At 69.5% G+C, this 22259-nt stretch carries 21 protein-coding genes and 1 pseudogene; 13 read left to right on the top strand and 9 right to left on the bottom strand.

Annotated features, from left to right (window positions below):
- Together DDF67_RS03765 and DDF67_RS03770 are read left to right on the top strand one after the other, a co-directional pair.
- Positions 1-811 (top strand): dicarboxylate/amino acid:cation symporter (locus DDF67_RS03765; RefSeq protein WP_146197949.1); only part of this gene is annotated, 811 nt, incomplete at its 5' end.
- Between the two features lie 382 nt (positions 812-1193).
- Positions 1194-1598, top strand: coding sequence for a DUF6491 family protein (locus DDF67_RS03770; protein WP_109099608.1), 405 nt, complete (start codon positions 1194-1196; stop codon positions 1596-1598).
- Between the two features lie 189 nt (positions 1599-1787).
- Here the strand turns inward: DDF67_RS03770 and DDF67_RS03775 are convergent, their stop codons facing one another.
- Positions 1788-2651 carry a 2-dehydropantoate 2-reductase gene (locus DDF67_RS03775; protein ID WP_109099609.1) on the bottom strand — a complete coding sequence of 288 codons (864 nt, stop codon included), beginning with the start codon at positions 2649-2651 and terminating at the stop codon, positions 1788-1790.
- 76 nt (positions 2652-2727) lie between these two features.
- Complete coding sequence (locus DDF67_RS03780; protein WP_109099610.1) at positions 2728-3765, bottom strand: ribonucleotide-diphosphate reductase subunit beta; 1038 nt, start codon at positions 3763-3765, stop codon at positions 2728-2730.
- Positions 3766-3898: 133 nt separating this feature from the next.
- Here DDF67_RS03780 and DDF67_RS03785 point away from each other — a divergent pair, with 133 nt between their 5' ends.
- From DDF67_RS03785 to DDF67_RS03805, 4 genes are all read left to right on the top strand, one after another.
- On the top strand, positions 3899-4570 hold the full coding sequence (locus DDF67_RS03785; RefSeq protein ID WP_109099611.1) for a glutathione S-transferase family protein: 672 nt from the start codon (positions 3899-3901) through the stop codon (positions 4568-4570).
- Entirely contained in the window at positions 4567-4809 is a 243-nt protein-coding gene (locus tag DDF67_RS03790; RefSeq protein ID WP_109099612.1) for a hypothetical protein, read from the top strand. Before DDF67_RS03785 ends, DDF67_RS03790 begins: the two co-directional genes overlap by 4 nt.
- A 222-nt stretch (positions 4810-5031) precedes the next feature.
- Positions 5032-6078, top strand: a complete 1047-nt coding sequence (locus DDF67_RS03800) for an aspartate-semialdehyde dehydrogenase (protein WP_109099613.1) — start codon at positions 5032-5034, stop codon at positions 6076-6078.
- Between the two features lie 110 nt (positions 6079-6188).
- Positions 6189-6797: a hypothetical protein gene (locus DDF67_RS03805; RefSeq protein ID WP_109099614.1), complete on the top strand. Its 609-nt coding sequence runs from the start codon at positions 6189-6191 to the stop codon at positions 6795-6797.
- 16 nt (positions 6798-6813) lie between these two features.
- Here the strand turns inward: DDF67_RS03805 and DDF67_RS03810 are convergent, their stop codons facing one another.
- On the bottom strand, positions 6814-7764 hold the full coding sequence (locus DDF67_RS03810) for a LysR family transcriptional regulator (RefSeq protein WP_109099615.1): 951 nt from the start codon (positions 7762-7764) through the stop codon (positions 6814-6816).
- 99 nt (positions 7765-7863) lie between these two features.
- Here DDF67_RS03810 and DDF67_RS03815 point away from each other — a divergent pair, with 99 nt between their 5' ends.
- From DDF67_RS03815 to DDF67_RS03840, 6 genes and pseudogenes are all read left to right on the top strand, one after another.
- Positions 7864-9030 (top strand): MFS transporter, encoded by a 1167-nt coding sequence (locus DDF67_RS03815; RefSeq protein WP_109099616.1) that lies wholly within the window; start codon positions 7864-7866, stop codon positions 9028-9030.
- A gap of 9 nt (positions 9031-9039) precedes the next feature.
- Positions 9040-9177 (top strand): annotated as a pseudogene (locus DDF67_RS26370) (hypothetical protein); the annotation flags it as partial.
- A gap of 80 nt (positions 9178-9257) precedes the next feature.
- Positions 9258-10025, top strand: coding sequence for a sulfite exporter TauE/SafE family protein (locus tag DDF67_RS03825; protein ID WP_109099618.1), 768 nt, complete (start codon positions 9258-9260; stop codon positions 10023-10025).
- Positions 10026-10111: 86 nt separating this feature from the next.
- A complete protein-coding gene (trhA, locus tag DDF67_RS03830) occupies positions 10112-10777 on the top strand; it encodes a PAQR family membrane homeostasis protein TrhA (protein ID WP_109099619.1) in 666 nt (221 codons plus the stop codon).
- 3 nt (positions 10778-10780) lie between these two features.
- On the top strand, positions 10781-12040 hold the full coding sequence (locus tag DDF67_RS03835) for a patatin-like phospholipase family protein (protein ID WP_109099620.1): 1260 nt from the start codon (positions 10781-10783) through the stop codon (positions 12038-12040).
- 93 nt (positions 12041-12133) lie between these two features.
- Positions 12134-12580, top strand: a complete 447-nt coding sequence (locus DDF67_RS03840; RefSeq protein WP_109099621.1) for a copper-binding protein — start codon at positions 12134-12136, stop codon at positions 12578-12580.
- Positions 12581-12638: 58 nt separating this feature from the next.
- On the opposite strand, the gene DDF67_RS03845 is transcribed toward DDF67_RS03840, so the two are convergent.
- The 6 genes from DDF67_RS03845 to DDF67_RS03875 form a co-directional block, all read right to left on the bottom strand.
- A complete protein-coding gene (locus tag DDF67_RS03845; protein WP_109099622.1) occupies positions 12639-12962 on the bottom strand; it encodes a hypothetical protein in 324 nt (107 codons plus the stop codon).
- A gap of 96 nt (positions 12963-13058) precedes the next feature.
- Positions 13059-14039 (bottom strand): lipid A-modifier LpxR family protein, encoded by a 981-nt coding sequence (locus DDF67_RS03850; protein ID WP_109099623.1) that lies wholly within the window; start codon positions 14037-14039, stop codon positions 13059-13061.
- 169 nt (positions 14040-14208) lie between these two features.
- The gene (locus DDF67_RS03855) at positions 14209-16083 is read right to left on the bottom strand and encodes a ribonucleoside-diphosphate reductase subunit alpha (RefSeq protein ID WP_109099638.1); all 1875 of its coding nucleotides are present in this window, start codon (positions 16081-16083) and stop codon (positions 14209-14211) included.
- A 543-nt stretch (positions 16084-16626) separates the two neighbouring features.
- Positions 16627-17838 (bottom strand): OmpA family protein, encoded by a 1212-nt coding sequence (locus DDF67_RS26220; protein ID WP_109099624.1) that lies wholly within the window; start codon positions 17836-17838, stop codon positions 16627-16629.
- Positions 17839-18188: 350 nt separating this feature from the next.
- Positions 18189-19967 (bottom strand): cation:proton antiporter domain-containing protein, encoded by a 1779-nt coding sequence (locus tag DDF67_RS03865; protein WP_109099625.1) that lies wholly within the window; start codon positions 19965-19967, stop codon positions 18189-18191.
- A gap of 244 nt (positions 19968-20211) precedes the next feature.
- Positions 20212-20469 (bottom strand): helix-turn-helix domain-containing protein, encoded by a 258-nt coding sequence (locus tag DDF67_RS03875; protein WP_109099627.1) that lies wholly within the window; start codon positions 20467-20469, stop codon positions 20212-20214.
- Positions 20470-20540: 71 nt separating this feature from the next.
- Between DDF67_RS03875 and ybaL the strand changes: the two genes are divergently transcribed.
- Entirely contained in the window at positions 20541-22190 is a 1650-nt protein-coding gene (gene ybaL / locus DDF67_RS03880; RefSeq protein ID WP_109099628.1) for a YbaL family putative K(+) efflux transporter, read from the top strand.
- The last annotated feature ends 69 nt before the right edge of the window (positions 22191-22259 follow it).

The following is a 22259-nucleotide window of genomic DNA, read 5'->3' on the forward strand; positions in this document are numbered from 1 at the left end:
GGCCAAGAACGAGATCCTGCAGATCGTGGTGTTCTCGCTGTTCGTCGGCACCGCCGTGGCGGCGCTGGACGACAAGGCCCCGCAGGTGCTGCACCTGGTGGAACAGTGCGCCCAGATCATGCTGAAGGTCACCGGCTTCGTCATGAAGCTGGCCCCGCTGGCGATCTTCGCGGCCCTGGCCTCGACCATCGCCACCCAGGGCCTGGCCATGCTGGGCACCTACGCCAAGTTCGTGCTGGGCTTCTACGGCGCCATGGCCACCCTGTGGGCCCTGTTGTTCCTCGCCGCCTTCGTGGTGCTGGGCAAGCGCGCCATCCCGCTGTTCGGGGTCATCCGCGAGCCGGCCCTGCTGGCCTTCTCGACCGCATCGTCCGAAGCCGCCTACCCGCGCATCCTCGACAGCCTGCCCAAGGTGGGCGTGCGCCGCCGCATCGTCTCGTTCGTCCTGCCGCTGGGCTATTCGTTCAATCTCGACGGCTCGATGCTCTACTGCACCTTCGCCACCATGTTCATCATGCAGGCGCACGGCGTGCACCTGACCATCCAGCAGCAGATCTTCATGCTGCTGCTGCTGATGGTCACCTCCAAGGGCATCGCCGGCGTGCCGCGCGCCTCGCTCGTCGTGATCATGGCCACCCTGACCTATTTCGGCCTGCCCGAAGCCTGGATCGCCCTGGTCCTGGGCGTCGACCACCTGCTCGACATGGGCCGCTCGGCCACCAACGTCGTCGGCAACTCCGTCGCCGCCGCCGTCGTCGCCAAGTGGGAAGGCGAGCTGGAGGACATGCCGGAGGAAACGGCGAAAGCCTGACGCTCACCTTCCGCAAAATCCCCGCGAAAGCGGGGACCCAGGCGTTTTATCGTCGAGCGCCCCGCGCTTCAGAAAAAGCCTAGGCCCCCGCTTTCGCGGGGGTTTTACGGTTTTTGGGGGCCGAAAACAGAAAGGGCGGGGCCTCGCGGTCCCGCCTTTTCTTTTGCCCCAACACTCCTCGCCACCCTCGCCACAAGGCCAGGAAGGCGGGGAAGAAGAGCAAGAGGCGGAGGCGAAGCGCGAAAATCCTCCGAACGCGCCACAGATCCAAGCCAAACGACCTAAACGCCCCCTCAACCCCTGGAAAAAGGGGCGGCTTGACCATTGACGGCCGGACTTCCAGGCCCAATCTTTCGCGAGAGGGACTGTGAGGACGAACGCTATGGTCAAGTTGAAAACCATCGCCCTGGCCGGTCTGGCCGGCGCGCTTCTCGCGGGCCCGGCCCTGGCGACCGAAGGTGCGGCGGCCGCCGAAAAGGCCCCGCGCCAATGCTTCCAGCTGTCGGACTGGCAAGGCTGGAGCGCTCCCGACAAGAACACGCTCTACATGAAGGTCCGCAACCGCGACGTCTATCGCGTCGACCTGTCGTGGGGCACCAACTCGCTGACGGCTCCGGGCAGCTACCTGGTTTCGAACGTGCGCGGCATCGACACCGTCTGCCGCCCGCTGGACCTGGACCTTCGCGTCGCCGACGGCACGGGCTTCGCCATGCCGATCCGCGCCAAGGCCATCACCAAGCTGACGCCGGAAGAAGTGGCGGCCATCCCCCGCAAGGACCGTCCGTAAGACGCATCCGGCGCAAGGCCGAACACGCCAAGGGCGCGGATCGAAAGGTCCGCGCCTTTTCCTTATGGCCGCTCGCCAAGCGCGCTGGATCGGGTCTTGGCCCCTCACTCAGGGCCGACGATCGAGCGGAGCGAGACATGAGCCTGCTGGACAACCTGATGGGCGCGCAAGGGGGGGCTTCCTGAAGCGCTAGCGCCCCGCCGCTTCCAGCAGCGCCACGACCAGGGCGTTGACCGGTGTGGCGATCCCGTGGGCTGCGCCCTTGCGGATGATGACGCCGTTGCGGGCGTCGATCTCCATGGGGCGGCCGGCCAGGCGGTCGGCGTGCAGCGAGTTGATCCCGTCGGCGGGCCCGGCGCGATAGCCGGCCACCACCTGCTGGGGCAGGTCATCCGAAAGGCTGGCGCCCTCCGCCCGGCCGACGGCGACGCATTCGGCCACCAGGTCCTTCATGATCGCGGCTATGTCGTCGCGGTGGGCGACGCCGGCCGGCTTCAGAGTCAGGGCGTTGACCGCCCCGGCGCAGTTGAGGGCCAACTTGCTCCAGGCCACGGTCGTGAAATCGTCGGTGGTCGCCACCTCGATCGGCGTGTGGGCGAAGAGAGCGACGAACGCGTCTCCCGCCTGCCCGGCCGGAACCTTGATCCAGCCCATCCGCCGCTGGCGGATGACGCCCGGCGCCGTGCGCTCGGCCGGAATGTCGACCACCGCGGGGGTGATGCGATCGGCCGGCAGGTAGGGCGAAAAGCGCTCGACATGCTCGACGCCGTTCTGCAGCACGGCCACGCGGGTGTCCGGCCCGACCAGCCCCGCCAGCCAGGCGGCCGCGCCGGCGGCGTCATAGGTCTTGGTGGTCACCAGCACCCAGTCGACGGGCGCGGCGGCGGCCGGATCGGTCAGCACGGCCGGGCTCGCGACGAGGGCTTGCTCCGGGGTCTCGACCTCCAGGCGGTCGAATGCCGTGCGGGCGCACAGGGTCACGTCATGGGCCAGGGCCAGCCACGCCGCCAGGGTTCCGCCGACCGCGCCAGGACCGATCACCGCGATGCGCATGCATGCTCTCCAGAACGAAAAACGCCGCCCGAACTAGCGGGCGGCGTTCCTGTCGTCACGACGATTTCGGCTCGGCTCAGTGCTCGGCCGGAACGTCGGCGCGCTTTTGCAGCATGGCCTCGAAGCTCGACCACACGCCTTCGGCGCCGTGCCACTGGCCCTTGGTCGCGGCCTTCGAATATTCGGTGGCGCGCGCCTCGAAGAAGTTGGCGTGCTCGACGCCCGACAGCAGGGCCTGCAGCCACGGCAGCGGGTTGTCCTTCACGCCGTAGACTTCCGGCAGGTCCAGCTGGCGCAGGCGCCAGTCGGCGACGAAGCGGATGTATTGCTTGATGTCGTCGGGGACCATGCCCTGTACGTCGCCGGCCTCGAAGGCCAGGTCGATGAACTTGTCTTCCAGGCCCACCACGTGCTTGCAGCAGTCGACGATGTCGTCGGCCACCGACTTGGTCACCGCGCCGGTTTCCTTGTTGAAGGCGTGGTACAGCTTGATGATGCCGTCGCAGTGCAGGCTCTCGTCGCGGATCGACCACGAGACGATCTGGCCCATGCCCTTCATCTTGTTGAAGCGCGGGAAGTTCATCAGCATCGCGAACGAGGCGAACAGCTGAAGGCCTTCGGTGAAGCCGCCGAACATGGCCAGGGTGCGGCAGATGTCGGCGTTGGTCTCGACCCCGAAGGTCTGCATGTAGTCATGCTTGTCCTTCATGGCCTCGTATTCCATGAACGCCGAGAACTCGGTCTCGGGCATGCCGATCGTCTCGAGCAGCAGGGCGTAGGCCGCGATATGGATCGTCTCCATGTTCGCGAACGAGGCCAGCATCATCTTCACTTCGGTCGGTTTAAACACCCGACCGTAGCGTTCCATGTAGTTGTCCTGCACCTCGACGTCGGACTGGGTGAAGAAGCGGAAGATCTGCGTCAGCAGATTGCGCTCCTTGTCGTTCAGCTTGACGGCCCAGTCCTTGAGGTCCTCGCCGAGCGGCACCTCTTCGGGCATCCAGTGGACCTGCTGCTGCTTCTTCCAGAACTCGTAGGCCCACGGGTAGCGGAAGGGCTTGTAGCCGCCGGAGGGGATCATGAGGCCGGGCTTGGTGATCAACGAGGCGGACATGGGCGGTCTCCAGAGCGGTCGGACACGAATCGGTCGGGCGGGTAGTCTCTTCGTAGCCTAGGGCGACACGCCCCATCTAGTGGTCAAATTGACCCATGGCACAACATGTTGTGGGCAGAATGGGTAACCAAAGATGAAAACAGCTTACACCATCTATGGCGCGCTTGGCTCGGGCTCGGTCCCCGTCGAAGCGACTTTGACCCTTCTGGGGCAGCCCTACACGGTTATCGAGGCCCCCACCTGGGAGGGCGCGGCGCAGCAGGACAAGGTCGCCCCGGTCAATCCGATGAAGCAGATCCCGGCGCTTGTCACCCCTCAAGGCGAGACGATCACCGAGAGCGCGGCGATCCTGATCTGGCTGGCCGACAATCACCCAGAGGCCGGCCTCGCCCCGGCGATCGGCGACCCGGGTCGGGGCCAGTTCCTGCGCTGGATGACCTTCATTCCCGCCTCGATCTATTCGCTGTTCTGGGTGCGCGACAAGCCCTCGCGCCTGGCCGGTCCCGATCCGGAGGCGCAGGCCCGCGTCAAGGCGGCCACCGCCGACCGCATCGCCGACTGCTGGGCGATGATGGACGCCCAGGTCGAGCCCGGCGACTATATCCTGGGCGACGAGCTTTCCGTGCTCGACCTCTATGTGGCCGTCGTCAGCCGCTGGGGCTCGCGCCGCGTGCGCTTCTACGAGCGGGCGCCGAAGATGGCCGAGGTGGTGCGGCGGGTGGACGCCGATCCGCGCCTGACGGGCTTCTGGGAAAAGCGCTTCCCGTTCGTGGAGGGGTGGGAGAGCAAGGGGGCCAGCGGGTGAGCCTGGTCGACATCGCCGTCATCGGGATATTCGTCGGCTGGCTGGCCTGCGCCATCGGCCTGCGGCTGTACGCGCTCTCGCAGTTCAGGCCGGGCTGGCGTCCGACGCTGTTCTCGCCGCTCACGCCGGGCGAGGCCTTCACCCCGCAAGGGCGCCGGGCCAGGCGCGCGGATCTCTGCATCAGCCTGGCGGCCGCGGCGCTCATCGGCCTGCTGGTCTTCTTCGGCCCCGGATCCTGAGCCGGCTTTACGCGGCCCCGCGCGCCCGCTATTAGCCCCGCTCGATGCAATTGGCCGCGACCAAAATTATTACCCGCAAAACGACCCGCTACGGCGGGGCGGCGGGTATGCGCGCGATCTAAGCGAGCATCCTCAGACCAGCCCCGCACTGCGCGGGGCGGCTCTCTTGACCACGAGACCTCAAGGCTCCCCGCGCTCCACATCACCAGGAGACGCAAACCCATGAGCCGCAAGTTTTCCCGTTCCAACCCGCCCGCCGTCGGCGTCGTCGGCGCCACCGGCCTGGTCGGGGGCATGATGCTGAAGCTGCTGGCCGAGCGGGACTTCCCGCTGAGCGCCCTGCGGGTCTTCGCCTCGGCCCGCTCGGCCGGCCAGGCCTTGGCCTGGAAGGACGGCCCGGTCACGGTTGAAGACGCCGCCACCGCCGACTTCGCAGGCCTCGACATCGTGTTCTTCTCGGCCGGCGGCGACACCTCGCGCGAGCTGGCCCCCAGGGCCGCGGCGGCCGGGGCGATCGTCATCGACAACTCTTCGGCCTGGCGCAGCGATCCGCAGGTTCCGCTGGTGGTGGCCGAGGTCAATCCCGAGGCCCTGGACGAGCTGCCCAAGGGCATCATCGCCAACCCCAACTGCACCACCATGGCCGCCATGCCGGTGCTCAAGCCCCTGCACGACCACGCCGGCCTCAAGCGCCTGACCGTCAGCACCTACCAGGCCGCCTCGGGCGGCGGGGTCGAGGGCATCCAGGTGCTGTCGCAGCAGCTGCGCGCCGGCGCGGCGGGCGACCTGGACGGCCTGGCCATGAGCCCCGACGCCGCCCCACTGCCGGAGCCCAGGAAGTGGGCCGTGCCGCTGGCCTACAACGTCGTGCCGCTGAACTACGTGCTGGGCGAGGACGGCTACACCGAGGAAGAGCTGAAGCTGCGCGACGAAAGCCGCAAGATCCTGGGCCTGCCGGACCTGCCGGTCAGCGGCACCTGCGTGCGGGTGCCGGTGTTCTCGGGCCACGCGCTTTCGATCAACGCCGAGTTCGACCGCCCGGTCTCGGTGGAAGAGGCCCTGGCCCTGCTGGCCGCCGCGCCGGGCGTAGTGCTTGACGACGTGCCCAACCCCCTGGCCGCCACCGGCCAGGACCCGGTGTTCGTCGGCCGCGTGCGTCCCGACCCGACGGTAAAGCACGGCCTGGCCCTCTTCGTCGTGGGCGACAACCTGCGCAAGGGCGCGGCGCTCAACGCCGTGCAGGTGGCCGAGGTGCTGGTCGGGGCGTAAGGTCTGAAGGCGGCCGGGGCCCTGCGCCCCGGCTGCGACAGCATGCCACGCAGCCCAGGCGGCAGCGTTCACCCCCTCTTCACCGCGCGAGCGCGAAGGCTGGCGACGAGATGAAGATAACCCAGCCCTACTCGACCGAAGCCGGCGCCGGCGGATCGGCCGTCGCCTATTCCGGCGGCGCGGCCGGCGCGGCGGCGGCGCTGAACGACACCGTCGGCGCGGTGGGGCTCGACCAGAAGCTTTCCGCCTACCACGCCCTGTCGAGCCGCTGGGCCGGGGCTGGCCACGCCGAACGCGCCGCGCTCGCGCCCGCCCTCAACGACTCCCCGTTCGCCAAGACGGTCCAGTCGGCGCTGAACACCTTCACCAAGGCCGCCTGGGCCGGGGCGGACGCCGCGCCGCCGGCGCCGCAGGCCCAGGCGCTGAAGGCCTTCGACGGCCTGTCCGAGACCGACCAGACCATCGTCGCCTCGCTGCAGGTCGGCGTGCCCGGCGCGCGGGGACCAGCCACCGTCGGCGACTATCGCGCCCGCCTGCAATCGGATCTCGACGCCGCCCAGCCCGCCGCGTCCGCCCCGCGCGACACCGTCACCCTCTCTCCCGAAGCCCAGGCCCGCCTGGCCGGCGCCGCCACGCCGCAGGCGCCCGCCGCCCCGGTGGTCGAACCTGCGCCCCAGATGGCGGCCGCCCTCAACGCCTACGGCAAGGCGGCGGGTTAGGGCTGAAAGTCCCTCTCTAAGAGGGAGGAGACTTAAACTGCGCCAGCGTCGCCGGCTCGGTCCGGCCGACCCTCATCTCGGCCGCCAGCCAGTCGATGAACACCCGCACCCGCGCCGGCAGCTGGCCGCCATGGCCGACATAGACGGCGTGGATCTGCTCGATATCGCCAGGATTGAAGGCCTCCAGCACCGGAACCAGCCGGCCGGCGGCGACGTCCGGGCCCACATGGATCACCGACAGACGGGCGATCCCCTGCCCGGCCAGGGCCAGGGTGCGGGCGCTTTCGCCGTCGCCGACCTCGGCACGGCCGTGCACCGGGCGATAGACGCCCTCGCCCTCGATCAGGAACGGCCAGGAGTCGCAGTGGCGGGCGAAGTTGAAGGTGACCAGTTCGTGGCGGGGCAGGTCGTCGGGATGGACGGGCGCGCCGGTCCTGGCCAGGTACTCGGGCGAGGCGACCAGCACCATCCGGGTCTGGGCGATCTTGCGGGCCACCAGCTGCGAGGCCCGCATCGGCCCCACCCGGATGGCCACGTCCGCCCGTTCGTCCATCAGGTCGATCACCTGGTCGGTCACGGTGATGTCGAGCTGCACCTCCGGATGCTCGGCCAGGAACCTCGGAACGAGGGGCAGCATGTAGAGATGGCCGAAGGCCACGCTGGCGTTGACCCGCACCCGGCCTCGCGGGGCGGCGCTGGCGGCCACGGCGCGCTCGGCCTCGTCGAGGTCGGCCAGCACGCGCAGGGCGCGCTCGTGAAAGGTCTGGCCCTCGGCGGTCAGGATCAGCTTGCGGGTCGAGCGGTTGACCAGGCGCGCGCCCAGCCGCGCCTCCAGCCGGGCCACCAGCTTGCTGACCGCCGACGGCGTCATCCGCAGGCTGCGCGCGGCGGCCGAGAAGCCGCCCTGCTCGACGACGCGGACAAATACCTCCATCTCGGCGGTGCGGTTGATCTCTTGCCTGGCCATCGTGCCTTCACGTCACAAGTGATAGTCTTACCGGCAATCTAATTCATCGAAGCGCGCGGCGCTATCTGACGGCTCGAACTCATCACGGAGTCGGCTGTCATGCCCCTCGCTCTCTACGCCCTGACCGTCGGCGCCTTCGGGATCGGCGTCACGGAATTCGTCATCATGGGCCTGCTGATGCAGGTCTCCGCCGATCTCGGCGTCTCGATCCCCACGGCCGGCTGGCTGATGACCGGCTATGCGCTGGGCGTCTTCGTCGGCGCCCCGATCATGACGCTCGCCACCCGCCGCCTGCCGCCCAAGGCCACATTGCTGATCCTGATGGCCATTTTCACGATCGGGAACCTCGGCGCCGCCCTAGCCCCGACATTCGGCCTGGTCCTGAGCGCGCGGATCCTCACCGCCCTGGCCCATGGCGCCTTCTTCGGCGTCGGCTCGCTGGTCGCCGTTTCCCTCGTTCCGCCAGAGCGCAAGGCCTCGGCCATCGCCATCATGTTCACGGGCCTGACCCTGGCCACCCTGCTGGGCGTGCCGTTCGGCGCGTGGCTGGGCCTGGCCTTCGGCTGGCGCTCGACCTTCTGGGCGGTGACCGCTATCGGCGCCGTCGCCCTGGTCGTGCTGGCCCTGCTGGTCCCCAAGGGCGAGAAGGCCGCGCAGCCCGCCGCCCTGAAGGAGGAGTTTTCGGTCCTCGCCCGTCCGCAGGTGCAGCTGGGCCTGGCCATGACCGTGCTCGGCTTCGGCGGGGTGTTCGCCGTCTTCACCTACATCCAGCCGATCCTGACCGAGCTGGCCGGCTTCTCGAAGGCCGCCGTCTCGCCGATCCTGCTGGTGTTCGGCGCGGGCCTGGTGGCCGGCAACCTCCTGGGCGGACGCTGGGCCGACAAGACGCTGAACGCCGCCCTGGCCGGCAGCATCGCCATCCTGACCGTGGTCATGCTGGCGGCCGGCTGGGCCTTCCACGACAAGGTGGGCGCCGTCCTGGCCGCCTTCCTGCTGGGGGCCGCCGCCTTCGCCACCGTCGCCCCGCTGCAGATGCGGGTGCTGAGCCAAGCCGGCGGCGCGGGCCAGGGCCTGGCCTCCAGCCTCAACATCGCCGCCTTCAACCTCGGCAACGCCATCGGCGCGGCCCTGGGCGGCGCGGTGATCGCCCACGGCCTGGGCCTCTCCGCCATCGCCCCGATCGCGGCCCTGGTGCCGCTGGGCGCTCTGGTCCTGGCGGGGGTGAGCCTGGGCCTGGAGCGCAGGACCCGCCTGGCGACGGCCTGAAGACGATATCTCCTCCCCCGTGAAACGGGGGAGGGGGACCGCGAAGCGGTGGAGGGGGCGGCGGCGCGCACGGCGCTCCGTCACTCGCCCCCTCCGTCACGCTGCGTATCCGCAGCGCGCCACCTCCCCCGTTTCTCGGGGGAGGAGAAAAGTGGGCGGCAGCTGAAAACGTCCCCCCTCCGGCCCACCTCCCCCAGAGGGGGAGGATCTATGCTAAAGCCCCCGCCATGATCGCCGACCCCTTCTTCTACGCCGTCGCCATTCCCGCCGTGATCCTGGTGGGCCTGGCCAAGGGCGGGTTCTCCGGGATCGGGGTGGTGGCCACGCCGCTGATGGCGCTTGCGGTCGGACCGGTGAAGGCCGCGGCGATCCTGCTGCCGCTGCTGATCGTGCAGGACGTCGTCGGGGTCTGGGCCTATCGCAAGACCTGGGACAAGGGCCTCTTGATCCTGATGACCCCGCCGGCGGCGTTCGGGATCTTCCTGGGCTGGGCCCTGGCGGCGCTGGTGTCGTCGGCGGCGGTGGAGCTGGCCGTGGGCCTGGTGTCGATCCTGTTCGCCGCCCAGCGCCTGTGGGCCGAGCGGGCGGTCAAGGCCGCCGCCGCCATCGAGGCCGGCCCGGCCCGCCCTTGGCTGGGCGCGCTGTGCGGCATGGCCTCGGGCTTCACCAGCCAGATCGCCCACGCCGGTGGGCCGCCCTTCCAGATCTACGTGCTGCCCCGCCGCCTGCCGCGCGACGTCTTCGTCGGCACCAGCGCCATCTTCTTCGCCGTGGTCAACTGGATGAAACTGCCGGCCTATATCGCGCTGGGCCAGTTCACGCCCCAGGTGCTGGCCACGGTGGCGGTGCTGCTGCCGGTCGCCATCGCCTCGACCTGGGCCGGCGTGCTGCTGGTGCGCAAGGTGCCGGCCGAAGGCTTCTACAAGGTGATCTACGTCCTTCTGATCCTGGTTGGAACCAAGCTGGCCTGGGACGGCTTTTTCGGACTGACATGACGATTGGTCACGCTTGCGCGCCGCCCTTTCTGCGCCATGATGATCGCCGTTTATACGTCACCGAATTCGATTAGGCTGGGCGGGCCATGACGATCTCCGACTTCACCAAGCACTATCCGACGACGGGCGCCAAGCTGGCCGACCTGATCGTTCACCTGGCCGGCCTGGCCTGCGCCCTGCTGGGCGGCGGCATCCTGCTGGGCCTGGCCTTCGGCCTGGGCTCGCTGGGCCAGATGGCCGCCATCGGCGTCTACACCATCGGCCTGGTGACCATGCTGTCGCTGTCGACCGCCTACAACTTCTCCAAGGCGCGCTGGCAGCCGCTGCTGCGCCGCTTCGACCATGCCGGCATCTTCATCATGATCGCCGCCTCCTACACCCCCTTCACCACCCAGAACCTCGAAGGCTGGTGGGCGATCGGCATGACCACGGCGGTGTGGAGCGTCGCCGCGCTCGGCGTCGCGGCCAAGCTGTTCCTGCCCGGCCTCGACAAGCGCTTCTGGGTCGGCCTCTACATGGCCATGGGCTGGCTGGTGCTGGTCGCCATCAAGCCGATGATCGAGGGCCTGTCGTGGGTGGCGCTGCTGCTTCTGGCCATCGGGGGGCTGGTCTATTCCACCGGCACCGTCTTCTACCTGATGCGCCGCCTGAAGTTCCGCCGCGCCATCTGGCACGGCCACGTGATCGGCGGCGCGGGCCTGCACTATGCGGCCGTGCTGGTCGGGGTGGTCCTGTCCGGCGCCCGGGCCTAGGCCATGGAGCGCGGAGGGGACCGCGGGGGCGACAACAAGATCACCATCCAGGGGTTTTTCCGCGACTGGAAGGGCCCCGACCCGCTGCGCGGCAAGCGCCTGCCCGCCCCGCCGGCCGACGCCCACCACGTGGAGGCGGTCGACTTTCCCGGCGTACGGCTGTCTATCGAGCAGGCGGAGGACGCCCTGAAGTCCGCCGCCGACCGCCTGGCGCCGGTGCGCTCGCTGATCGGCATCGACGAGTTCAACATCCTGGCCCTGTCGGGCGGCGCGGCCGGCGGCGCCTATGGCGCGGGCGTGCTGACGGGCCTGACCAAGGCCGGCCGGCGGCCCGACTTCGCCATCGTCACCGGCGTCTCGACCGGCGCCCTGATCGCCCCCCTGGCCTTCCTCGGCCCGGCCTGGGACGACCGCCTGACCGAGGCCTATCTGGGCGGCCACGCCTCCGAGCTGCTCAGCCTGCGCCGTCTGGCCCCCGCGCTGGGCCCCAGCATCTTCAAGGGCGAGAGCCTGGACGCTCTGGTCGAGCCCTTCGTCGACGAGGCGATGATCGAGGCCGTCGCCGCCGAACACGCCAAGGGCCGGCGCCTGCTGATCGCCACCACCAATCTGGACAACCAGCGGGCCTCGATCTGGGACATGGGCGCGATCGCCCGCCGCGGCGGCCCCGAGGCGGTGAAACTGTTTCGCGAGGTGCTGGTGGCCTCGGCCACGGTGCCGGGCCTCTTCCCGCCCAAGATGATCGAGGTCGAGGCCGACGGCCGGCGGCATCAGGAGATGCACGTCGACGGCGGCGTAGCCGCGCCGCTGTTCCTGATGCCCGACGCCCTGCTGCACTGGCGCAACCTCGGCCAGCGCCTGCGTCGGGGCCGCGTCTACGTCATCGTCAACACGGTGCTGGACCCCTCGCCGCGCTCGACCCCGCCGGGGGTCGCCTCGATCATGGGCCGCAGCTTCGAGACCATGCTGCGCTTTTCCTATCGCCAGGCGCTGAGCCTGGCCGAGGGCTTCTGCACGCGCCACAACCTGCCGCTCAGCGTGGCCTCGATCCCGGGCGACTTCGACGGCATCAACATGCTGCGGTTCGAGACCCAGACGATGCGGAAGATCTATGACGCGGCCGAGGCCCTGGCCATGGACGACAAGGTCTGGGCCAGCCCCGCCCTGGAGCCGACCGGCTGGCGCGGCCTGTTCAAGCGGGCGAACAACCGGCCCAAGGCCGAGCCGGGCGCCAGCAGCCTGGATCCCGCGGCGGACGCCTGAACCGCCTGTCGTTTCAGGCCGGAAACCGAACGCAGTCATCTCGCAGCACTGAGGCGCTAGCCAGGGCGGGTCCCAACCACGCTCGATCCGGCCATGCGCAAGCTCATCCTTCCCGCCCTCGCCTTCGCTCTCCTGGCCACGACGGCCCATGCCCAGCCGCCCGGCGGCGGTCGAGATCCTGGCGGCGGTCCCCCTCCCGACGGCGCGGGCGGTCCAGGCGGCGGCAAGCAGGCCGATCTTGAAAAGGTGGTGATCGTCGGCGTCGTCCAGGCCATCGATCCCGACGCCGAGCGCGTGACCATCGCCTACCAGGCCAACGAGGCTCTGAACTGGCCCGCGGGCGCCATGCCCTTCGCCACCGTCAGGCCCGGCATGCTGGGCGGCGTCGCGGTCGGCCAGGCGGTACGCTTCACGCTCAGCAATCACCGCATCGCCGCGTTCCTGCCCCAAGGCGCTCCGGGCGGTGAGGATACGCCTCCGGGGCCGGGCGAAGGTCCCCGCGGCGGTGGAGATGACCGCCCCCCGCCGAGACCACGCTGAGCGGGCGCTTTACGCCTGACGGCCTGGACAGCCGGTCAGGCGCGGAGCCGGGGCCGGATCAGCCGGCCTTCTTCAGGTAGCGCGCGCGCAGCTTCTCGACGCGCGGCGGGTCGGCGCGGAAGTCGGAGGCCAGGCCCAGTCGGGCGTTGCACGAGGGGCAGCGCACGTGATCCTCGTCGGCAAGTTCGGCCGGCGGATCGAAGCGGGTGCCGCAGGGCTTGCACTTCCAGTCGCCGACGGCCGGAGGCGGCGGCGGGGCCGGCTCGGGGGTGACGACCTTGACGGTCTTCTGCAGCCGCTCCAGCGGCGGCGGGCCGCCAGGCGCGGCGACGCCGCTCTTCAGGCTCAGGATCTTGCGGCGCGGGGGCTCGCTCTCGCTCATGACGCTCGACGATTTTGCGGACGGATCGTGGCTAGCTGCATGATCGCGGCCGGAAACTCAAGCGCCGCGAGGTCGCGGGGCCAAATCAAACACCGGTCACCAATGTGGTTTCAGGCTGAACGACAGGGCCACGACCGAGTCTTCCTGGGTCGCCATGCCCATGATCTGGTCCTTGGACTTGATCTCGCGGCGGATGTAGCCGACCGAGGCCTGCATCGGTCCGCGACGCCAGCCCACGCCCGCCTGGGCGTCGCCGACCAGACGGCTGCCGGTGTCGGAGGTGACGCCGGCGCGGGTCCAGTCGCCGTTCTGGCCGCGCAGCAGGTTCATGCCGACCAGCTGGCCGCTGGCGCCGGCGAACAGGTACCAGCGCCCGCGGTCGCCGAAGGTCTCGCGGCCGTCGCGCACGCCCAGGCCGCTGATCACGCGGTCCTCGACGCTCTTGCCGATGCGGACCATGCCGCCGGCCTCGGCCGAGCCGCCGGCGCCGCCGAAGCCCAGGCCCGCATGCGGCGTGAAGTCGACGGCCAGCCGGCCTGCTCCGAACTTGACCGCCGCCGGCCAGCCGCGCGAGACGCTGACGTCGACGCTGTCGGTATCGAAATTGGAAGCCCCCGGACGCACCAGGCTGAGCGGCGCGCTCTGGGCAAGGCGCGAGGAGCTGGCGACCGATACGCGCACGGCGTCCACGCGGCGGCCGTTGTCGCCGACGACATAGCTGCCCGAGCGCCAGCTGACCGGCCCGCGCTCGTCGTAATAGCGGTCGGCGTCCAGCAGGTTGGCGTCGCCGTAGAGGCCCGCCGGCGACACCGCAAACGGCTCGCCCTCGGCCTCTGTCGCCCGGGCGTCGACCGGACGGGCGGCGAAGGCCACGGCCGACGGCGCGGCGGCCGTCGCAGCCCCCTCGCGGCGGGTCAGATCGAGTTTCTGCAAGGTCGGTGTGAGAGTCGGCGCAGCGGCGGCCGGCCGGGCCGTCGCCTTGCGCTTGCCCTTCCGGACAGCAGCGTCCGACGATGCCGCGGAGAGCGCCAAACTGGCGCCGCAGCACGTCGCGATCGTCACGCAAACGATACGCATTGCGGATTCCCCAATCCCAATCCTGCCCACCGTATCCGGCTGACCGGCTACGTCCACCGGTAAAACGCCGGTGTTCGGTGAACAGTCAGTGACTGTATTGGTTCCGCGCAGAAAAACAGCGGCGCGATGTGTCGCGCCGCTGTGGTCGATCGTCGCTGCTAAGCCTGCATTACTGGCAGGCGAGGCACTCTTCGTAGTCGGTCTTACCCGGGGCGTCGAAGCCCCCGGCGACCACCTCTTCCTTGCCGTCGGCGCCGGCGTAGGCCGCGCGCTGAACCGACTTGGAGCGCAGGTAGTAGAGGCTCTTCACGCCACGTTCCCAGGCCATCCAGTGCAGCATGTGGAGGTCCCACTTGTCGACGTCGCCCGGCAGGAAGACGTTGACCGACTGGCTCTGGCAGATTTCCGGGGTACGGTCGGCGGCCAGTTCGACCACCCAGCGCTGGTCCAGTTCGAAGGCGGTCTTGTAGACGTCCTTCTCGTCCTGGCTCAGGAACTCCAGGTGCTGGACCGAGCCTTCGTTCTCCAGGATCGAGCCCCAGACCACGTCGGTGTTCTGGCCCTTCTCCTCGAGCAGCTTCTCCAGGTAGGGGTTCTTCACCGCGAACGAGCCCGACAGGGTCTTGTGGGTGTAGATGTTGGCCGGGATCGGCTCGATGCCCGCCGAGGTGCCGCCGCAGATGATCGAGATCGAAGCGGTCGGGGCGATGGCCAGCTTGTGCGAGAAGCGCTCCTTGGAGCCACGGTCGGCGGCGTCCGGGCACGGGCCCTTTTCCTCGCCCAGCGCCAGGCTGGCCTTGTCGGCCTCGCGGCGCAGGTGCTTGAACATCCGCATGTTCCAGCTCTTGGCCAGGGCGCTCTCGAACGGAACGTTCTGGCTTTGCAGGAAGCTGTGGAAGCCCATCAGGCCCAGGCCGACCGAGCGCTCGCGCATGGCGGCGTAGGCGGCGGTCGAGGCCGCGTCCGGAGCGCGATCGATGAAGTCCTGCAGGACGTTGTCGAGGAAGCGCATGACGTCCTCGATGAAGGTCGGGTGGTCGCGCCATTCCAGGAAGGTCTCGGCGTTGACCGACGAGAGGCAGCACACCGCGGTGCGCTCCTGGCCCAGGTGGTCGGTGCCGGTGTGCAGCATGATCTCGCTGCACAGGTTCGACTGGCGCACCTTCAGGCCCAGCTCGCGCTGGAACGCGGGCATGGCGCGGTTCACGCTGTCGGAGAAGATCAGGTAGGGCTCGCCGGTCTGCAGGCGAAGCTCGAGGATCTTCTGCCACAGGGCGCGGGCGTCGACTTCGCGCAGAACCTCGTTGGTCTTGGGCGACCGCAGGCCGAACTTCTGTCCGTCACGCACGGCGTGCATGAACTCGTCGGTGATCGAGATGCCGTGGTGCAGGTTCAAGGACTTGCGGTTGAAGTCGCCCGAGGCCTTGCGGATCTCCAGGAACTCTTCGATTTCCGGATGGTGGATATCGAGATAGACGGCGGCCGAACCGCGACGCAGGCTGCCCTGGCTGATCGCCAGCGTCAGGCTGTCCATCACGCGGATGAAGGGGATGATGCCCGAGGTCTGGCCCTGGCCCTTCACCTTCTCGCCGATCGAGCGCACGCCGCCCCAGTAGGTGCCGATGCCGCCGCCGTTGGCCGCCAGCCAGACGTTCTCGTTCCAGACGCCCAGGATGCCGTCCAGGCTGTCGTTGACGGCGTTGAGGAAGCAGCTGATCGGCAGGCCGCGATCGGCGCCGCCATTGCTGAGCACCGGGGTGGCCGGCATGAACCACAGGCGGCTCATATAGTCGTAGACGCGCTGGGCGTGGTCGGCGTCGTCGGCGAAGGCCGTCGACACGCGCGCGAACATGTCCTGATAGGACTCGCCCGGCAGCAGATAGCGATCTTCCAGCGTGGTCTTGCCGAAATCGGTCAGGAGCGCGTCGCGCGAACGGTCCACCTGGACCTTGCGCACCAGCGCCAGCGCCGGACGCTCCTTGAAGGCCGACGCAGGGCGCGCGGCAGGTTGAATCTTGGTCGCTTCACCAGCGGTCATGAGCAGAACCCGTCCATTTACCATGCGCTTGCGAGAAGCCGTCCGCCTCTCCGTAAGCCGCTACATATAGTGGGCTTCGTGCCCCCTGAACCCATATATGGGGCCACAGGCGCCGCCTCTTCGTCAACGGGTAGGAGCGCCTCCGGCGCGAGTTTTTCGTTAATAAGCTGTGAACGCGCCAAGGTTCCCCGTGTGGATCAAGGGGTTGCCCACACGATAATTTTTCGCCGCGTCATCGCGCCGCACCAGCGTTAACGAAGCTCCGCGACCGGAGCGCCCGCGCACCCGACGATTCCGGATTCTTCGGAAGGGTTCGGAGCAAAAAAGAGCGGGGATATTTGAAGGATCCTCCCCCCCCTCTGGAGAGCGCCGGAGGGGGCCGCCTTCAGCCTTCGCGGTAATGGCCGGCGGGGCGACCCCTTCCCCCCGCAGTCGGCTTCGCGGACACCCCTCCCGCGGGGAGGGGATCCAGAAAGCAAAAGGCCCCGGAGTTTCCTCCGGGGCCTTCGCACTCGTCGGGAAGCGTGAAGCCTCCGTTCGACCTCGATCTTAGAAGTTGATCGAGATGGTCGAACGACGGTTCAGCGGTTCCTTCACGCCGTCGCCGGTGGCGACGGCCGGGGCGGTTTCACCCTTCCAGTCGACGGCCAGGGTCTGCTGGGCGACGCCCAGACCGACCAGAGCGTCGGCCACGGCCTTCGCACGACGTTCCGACAGGCGGACGTTGTACTTCGGCGAGCCCGAGGTGTCGGTGTGACCGACGACCACGATGCGGGTGGCCTTGCCGTCGTTGGCGTACTTGGCCGCTTCCGAAACCACCGACTGGGCTTCCGGCGTCAGCACGTACTGATCGAACGGGAAGTAGACGATGAATTCACGCGCTTCGAACACCGGAGCCGGCGGAGGCGGCGGCGGGGGAGGAGGCGGCGGGGGCGGCGGGGGCGGAGGAGGCGGCGGCGGCGGCGGGGGCGGCGGCGGGGGCGGCGGAGCCGCGAACGAGTACCGCAGGCCGACCGTCAGCGACTGGTCCTTGTACTGGCCTTCGAAGGTGCCCGGCTGCAGAGCGGCCGAACCCGTCGACTTCCAGCTGTGGTCGTCGGTGGCGAAGTAACGGTAGGTGACGTCGAGCTTCAGCTTGTCGGTCGCCTTCCAGGCCAGACCGGCGATGCCTTGCCAGGCGATCGCGATGTCGTCGTCGTCGACGGTCAGGTTCTGGATGGCCGGGTTGGCCGTGGTGATGGCGCCCGGAACGCCGCTGAACTGACCCAGGGTCTTGACGTCCAGGCGGTTGACGCCGAGGCCGGCGCCGACGAACGGGTTGATCTTGGCGTCCGGCGCGAAGTCGTACAGGACGTTGAACATCAGCGACCAGGACTCGACCGAACCGTCCGGCGAACCGCACTTCGGCGCGGCGGCGGTGCGGGTGATGCCCGGGGTGCAGAGGCCGATCGGCTGCTGACGGACGGGGTTGCCGCGGACGCCTTCCAGGTCGCCCGGACGGTAGCCGCCTTCGAGTTCAGCGCGCCAGTTCGGGGTGAACTGGTAGCCCAGACGCACGAAGCCGGTCCAATCGGACTCCGACTTCCAGGTCCAGTGATAGTGAGCGCCGTCCGGAGCGTTGGCGTCCGACTCGCTGTTGATGCCCGTCGGCCAGTGGTAGCCGAGGTCGACCGCGCCGTACCAGCCGGTCTCTTGGGCCGAAGCGCCCGACGCGGCGAAGACCGCGGCCAGGGCGGCTCCCGCCAGGAGTTTGAGTTTCATATCAAGAGCCCTCTATTGCCCTGCACGGCCCAACGGCCGAGCATCGTTATACCAAGGCGCGCGTCCCGCGAAAGTGTCGGCTCGGCAACACCGTCCAAAGTTTCACCGAGGCGGAAGTCCCCCGCGACACCTCGCGGTCACGCCTTGCGAATTCCCCGGCGCCGAATTCGGCGGCAGGGTCTCCTCGAAAGGCGACCGCGCCCCTCGGTTCGCACGCAAAGCGTTTCCGCGCAAGGCCTTCCGTAGCGTCCAGCAGCGTCGAGACGCTGAAAAACAACGCAAACGGTCAAGTTGGGGTCGCGGTGTCGGGATACCTGACCGTTCCGGGCGCGCCGGCCGACGCGGCTTCGTCAGCCCGCGTCGCGCAGCCGTCGGCGGCGACCGCCCAGGGCGTCGGGCCGATTGAGGACCTTGCGATACTCGTCGCGACGCTCGTGGATCGAGGCGATCACCAGGCCCATCGGCACGCCGATGTCGACCAGCACCGCCTCCGACAGCTGCAGCGAGGCCTCGATGGTCTCGGGCACCGCGTCGGTGGCGCCCAGTTCGTAGAGGCGGGCGGCGTGGCGGGCGTCGCGGGCCCGGGCGACGATGGTCAGGTCCGGGCGATGCCCCCGCGCGGCGGCGACCACCGCCTCGGCCGCCTCGGGGCCGTCCATGGTGACGACCACCGCCCGGGCGTGATCCAGGCCGCAGCGCTCCAGCAGCTCCACCCGCGAGGCGTCGCCGAAATAGACCCGGTGGCCGGCGCGGCGGCCCTGCTCGACCAGGCGAGGGTCGCGGTCGATGGCGATCCAGGGCAGGTCGTGGCGGTCGAGCATCTCGCCGACCAGCCGGCCCACGCGCCCGAAACCGACCACCAGCACCTGGCCCTTCATCTCCTCGACCGACAGGTCGACGCCGTCCGGCGCCTCGGTGGTCTCGGCCGGCGCCTTGCGGCCCAGCCGCGCGCCGAAGGCCGTCAGGGCCGGGATCAGGAACATGGTCAGGGTGGCGGCCACCAGCACAGCCTGGCCGACGGCCGGCTCGACGACCTCGGCGTCCATGGCGTTGGCCAGCAGCACGAAGGCGAACTCGCCGCCGGCCGCGAGGGCCAGGGCCGCCTCGCCCGAGGCGCGGTTGGACAGGCCGAACAGCCGGCCCAGGCCAAACACCATCGCCGCCTTGATCACCACCAGCCCGACCGCCGTGCCCAGCACCAGGACCGGCGAGGCCGCCAGCAGCGACAGGTCCAGGCGAATGCCCAACGACACGAAGAACAGCGACAGCAGCAGGCCCTTGAACGGCTCGATCTTGACCTCGACCTCGTGGCGGTACTCGGTCTCGGCCAGCAGCACGCCGGCCACGAACGCCCCCAGCGCCATCGACAGGCCCGACAGCGAGCTGACCAGCCCCGCGCTGATGATCACCAGCAGGCAGGCGGCCATGAACATCTCTTCGCTCTTGGCCTTGGCCACCGAGCGCATCATCGGCCGCAACGCCAGGCGCCCGACCAGCACGATCACCCCGAGGCCCACGGCCGCCGGCAGCAGGGCCAGGAGGCCGCGAGCGTCGAACTCGCCATGACCGCGCCCCAGTATGGCCAGGGTGATCAGGATCGGGGCCACCGCTAGGTCCTGGAACAGCAGCACCGAGAAGGTCGCCCTGCCCCCCTCCGCATGCAGCCGCTTGCGCTCGGCCAGCACCGGCACGGCGATGGCGGTGGAGGACAGGGTAAGCGCCGAGCCGATGGCCAGGGCCGCCACCGGCGTCTGGCCCAGCATCATCGCCACCGCCCCCAGGGCCAGCGAGCAGCCGATCACCTGGGCCGCGCCCAGGCCGAACACGTACTTGCGCAGGAGCCGCAGGCGCTCCCACGACAGCTCCAGCCCGATCATGAACAGCAGGAAGACGACGCCGAACTCGGCCAGCTGGCCGATCTCGTCCGGATTGTCGACGGTCACATAGTCCAGCCACGGCGCCACGCCGATCAGCCGTCCCAGGCCGAACGGCCCCAGGATCACCCCGGCCAGCAGGAAGCCGAGGATGGGATTGATGCGAAGGCGCTTGAACAGCGGCGCGACGATCCCGGCCGTAGCCAGGAACAGGACCAGATCCTTGTAGTCCGCCGGTGAAACCTCGTGGTTCAACGCCCCCGCCCCTTCCCCATCTCGTAAACGCCGCCGCCGTCGGCGCGGCGCTGGTCAGTCCGCAGGCTCTGGATCGCCTGGACCCTGGCCGACACCAGCGGGTCGGCGGCCCGCGCGCCCACCGGGAAAAAGAAGGAGGAAAGCCCTCCGAGAGCCTGCCCGCCGACGCCCCACCCCACGCACGCGGCCGCCCCGGGCCTTCGCCGGGTTCGAGCCGCGTCTGCGCGCAGGATGGCCATGCCGATCAGTCTCCCGTCTTCAGCCGCACGCCCGGACCGGGCTCGCCGGTCTCCGCCGCCGGGATCAGCACCGCGCCGCCCGCCTCCAGCGCCTCGATGAGGAGCCGTTCGGTGCTATGGTGCAAGGCGTGGCGTTCGGTCTCGAAATCCTTGACCGTACTGCGCGACACGCCCGCCTTGTCCGCGAGCTCGCCTTGCGACCAGTTGAGCAGCCCGCGGGCGCCCCGGCACTGGGCAGGAAGGAGAATTTTTGCGTGCGGCATCTGGCGTCCCACGGGTTCGTCACCCATAATGGTTGAGTACGCCCGAAAAAGATGACCGTCAAGGAGGCCCTTTGCACCACACCTCGCTGATCGCCACCATCGTCGCGGGCCTGGGCCTGGCCTTCGTCTTCGGCGCGCTCGCCAATCGGCTGAAGCTGCCGGTGCTGGTCGGCTACCTGCTGGCGGGCGTCATCGTCGGGCCGTTCACGCCGGGCTATGTCGCCGATCAGCAGCTGGCTCCGCAGCTGGCGGAGATCGGCGTCATCCTGCTGATGTTCGGCGTGGGCCTGCACTTCTCGGTCAAGGACCTGATGGCGGTGCGCAAGATCGCCATTCCCGGCGCCGTGGCCCAGATCACCGCCGCCACCCTGATGGGCGTGGGCCTGGCCGTGGCGCTGGGCTGGGGCTGGGGCGCGGGCGTGGTGTTCGGCCTGGCCCTGTCGGTCGCCTCGACCGTGGTGCTGCTGCGGGCCCTGCAGGAGCGGCGGCTGATCGAGACCGACCGCGGCCGCATCGCCGTCGGCTGGCTGATCGTCGAGGACCTGGCCATGGTGCTGGCGCTGGTGCTGCTGCCGGCGCTGTCGGGCGCGCTGGGCGGGATCACCACCGCCCATGGCGCGGGCGGCATCGGCGGCGCCTTCGCCCTGACCATCGGCAAGGTCGCCGCCTTCGTCGCCTTCATGCTGATCGTCGGCCGCCGGGTCATTCCCTGGATCCTGCACCGCATCGCCCACACCGGCTCGCGCGAGCTGTTCCGCCTGGCGGTGCTGGCCATCGCCCTGGGCGTGGCGTTCGGCTCGGCCGCGCTGTTCGGCGTTTCCTTTGCTCTCGGAGCGTTCTTCGCCGGCATGATCATGGCCGAGAGCGAGCTGTCGCATCAGGCCGCCAACGAGACCCTGCCGCTGCGCGACGCCTTCGCGGTGCTGTTCTTCGTCTCGATCGGCATGCTGTTCGACCCGATGGTGCTGCTGCGCGAGCCGCTGGCCGTGCTGGCCACGGTGGCGATCATCGTGCTGGGCAAGTCAGTGGCCGCCTATTTCATCGTCGTGGCCTTCAAGCGCCCCAAGAGCGTGGCCCTGACCATCTCGGTCAGCCTGGCCCAGATCGGCGAGTTCTCGTTCATCCTGGCGGGCCTGGGCGTGTCGCTGAAGCTGCTGCCGCCGGAAGGCCGCGACCTGATCCTGGCCGGCGCCATCCTGTCGATCCTGCTCAACCCGCTGCTGTTCGCCTGGCTGGACAAGGCCATGGTCAAGGTCTCGGCCCGCGAGGCGCCGCCGCCGGTCGCCGCCGCGGCCCAGCCGCACGCGGTGCTGGTCGGCTACGGCCGGGTGGGCAAGACAGTGGCCGAGGGCCTTAAGAACCGCACGCCGCTGGTCGTCATCGAGGACGAGGTCGAGCGCGCCGCCGAGCTGCGCGCGGCCGGCTACGAGGTGGTGCAGGGCAACGCGGTGCGCCCCGAGGTGCTGATGAAGGCGGGCCTGGACAAGGCCACCCACGTCTTCGTGGCGGTGCCCAGTCCGTTCGAGGCGGCGCGGATCATCGAGCAGGCCCGCGCGGCCAATCCCGACGCCCGCATCATCGCCCGCGCCTATACCGACGCCGACGTCGAACTGCTGGGCCAGATGGGCGCCACCGAGGCCCTGATCGGCGAACAGGAGATCGCCAAGGGGATGCTGCAACGGGCGCCGCGACGGCAGCCGCCGCCGGCTCCGGCGCACTAGGATCCTCCCCCTCTGGGGGAGGTGGCCCGGAGGGCCGGAGGGGGGACGTTTTCAGCTGCCGGAGAGGTG

The sequence above is a fragment of the Caulobacter endophyticus genome, from assembly GCF_003116815.1.
GTDB lineage: Bacteria > Pseudomonadota > Alphaproteobacteria > Caulobacterales > Caulobacteraceae > Caulobacter > Caulobacter endophyticus.